This window comes from Jiella pacifica (assembly GCF_010500815.1).
Lineage (GTDB): Bacteria > Pseudomonadota > Alphaproteobacteria > Rhizobiales > Rhizobiaceae > Jiella > Jiella pacifica.
In genome coordinates, this window is record NZ_JAAAMG010000059.1 from 1 (window position 1) to 2,075 (window position 2,075).

The window sequence follows — 2,075 nt, forward strand, 5'->3', positions numbered from 1 at the left end:
GTCAGGCAGAAGATCCACTTCTTCTGCATGGATCTGCCGCACTCGGACGCGCCGTTCGTGAAGGCCTATCCGGCCGAGACGACGGAGGCGTTCCTCGACGGTCACGTGTCGGCCTTCGACTTCTTCGGCAAGGTGCCGCTGTCGATCCTCTACGACAACACCACGCTGGCGGTGGCGAAGATCTGCGGCGACGGTCGCCGTGAGCGAACCCGGGCCTTCACGGAACTCCAGAGCCACTACCTCTTCGTCGACCGCTTCGGCCGCCCCGGAAAGGGGAACGACAAAGGGAAAGTCGAGGGGCTGGTGAAGTATGCCCGGTCGAACTTCATGACGCCGATCCCGCATGCAGCGAGCTTTGATGACCTGAACGCCATGCTGGCCGAGCGATGCCGCCGACGGCAAGGCGAACGGGCCGGACGCCACGACGAGACGATCGGCGAGCGGCTCGTCGCCGATCTGGCGGCCTTCAAGCCGGTGCCGGCGACACCCTTCGAGCCGTGCGAGAAGCGGATCGCCCGGGTCTCGTCGACCTCGCTGGTCCGATACCGGTGCAACGACTACTCGGTCCCGACGACCTACGGCTTCCGGGATGTCCTGGTAAAGGCCTTCGTCGACGAGGTGGTAATCCTGTGTGGCGGCGAGGAGATCGCCCGCCATCGGCGCGACTATCGCACCGGAACCTTCGTCTTCGACCCGCTGCACTACCTGGCGCTGATCGAGACCAAGCCGAACGCGCTCGACCAGGCCGCTCCACTCCAGGGCTGGGATCTGCCGGAAGGCTTCCAGCATCTTCGCCATCTCCTGGAAGCCCGCATGGGCAACCGCGGCAAACGGGAGTTCATCCAGGTGCTGCGGCTGATGGAGACGATACCGATGCCGATCGTCACCGACGCGGTGACGGAAGCGATCCGGCTCGGAGCCATCGGGTTCGATGCCATCAAGCTGATCGCTCTCGCCCGGATCGAGCACCGCCCTGCGCGTCTCGATCTGGCGGCCTATCCGCATCTGCCGAAGATGGACGTCAGGACGACGGCCGCGGCTGACTACGCCGTCCTCATTCCCGGGCGGGCGGTATGACCGACAAGTCGACACCCGACACCATGCCGAGGGGAACGACGGGCGGCACGCCGCAGGTCCTGCTCGCCCACCACCTCAAGCAATTGAAGCTGCCGACGGTGCTGAGGGAATACGACAAGGTCGCCCGCGAATGTGCCCGCGACGGCGTCGACCATCCCCGATATCTGCTGCGCCTGATCGAACTGGAACTGATCGACCGGGAACGGCGGACGGTCGAGCGCCGGATCAAGGCGGCGCGGTTCCCAGCCGTCAAAAGCTTCGACACCTTCGACTTCACCGCCATCCCGACGCTCAACAAGATGCTGGTGCTGGAACTGGCGCGGTGCGAGTTCATCCTTCGCCGGGAGAACGTGATCGCATTGGGCAATTCCGGCACGGGGAAGACGCACGCCGCCTTGGCCCTCGGCCTGGCCGCTTGCCAGAAGGGCTTTACCGTCGCCTTCACCACCGCTGCCGCGCTTGTCCATCAGCTCATGGAAGCCCGCGACGAACGTCGTCTCCTGAAGCTGCAGCGCGATCTGCAAGCCGTCAAACTTTTGATCGTCGACGAGCTTGGTTACGTGCCGCTGTCGCCCACCGGCGCCGAGCTTCTGTTCGAGGTCTTCTCCCAGCGCTACGAGCGCGGATCGACGATCGTCACCTCAAACCTGCCCTTCGAAGACTGGACGAGCGTCCTGCACTCGGAACGGCTGACCGGCGCGCTGCTAGATCGCCTCACTCATCACGTCCACATCTTGACGATGAATGGCGACAGCTATCGGCTCAAGCAGTCGTCCGGCAGCTGCCGCTCTTCTGCTTCCGATAAAAGGGCGGAGCAAAAACAGGCCACCGCCGACGCCGTCGATCCCAACACTGGCGAAATCTCCGCGACCTGATCCTCAAACAACGGCACCGACACACGAAGGGGCCCGATCGGGCCCCTTCGTGTGTCGCGCCTGCCATGACCGTGGCCTGCTTTTACTTCGCCCCACTGGCCTGGATTTGCTCCGTCGTTGACA

At 64.3% G+C, this 2,075-nt stretch carries 2 protein-coding genes; both read left to right on the forward strand.

The window, feature by feature from the left end:
- Positions 1–1,077 (forward strand): Mu transposase domain-containing protein (locus GTK09_RS27010; RefSeq protein WP_163466475.1); only part of this gene is annotated, 1,077 nt, incomplete at its 5' end.
- A gap of 23 nt (positions 1,078–1,100) precedes the next feature.
- Positions 1,101–1,952: an IS21-like element helper ATPase IstB gene (gene istB, locus GTK09_RS27015; RefSeq protein ID WP_163466476.1), complete on the forward strand. Its 852-nt coding sequence runs from the start codon at positions 1,101–1,103 to the stop codon at positions 1,950–1,952.
- The last annotated feature ends 123 nt before the right edge of the window (positions 1,953–2,075 follow it).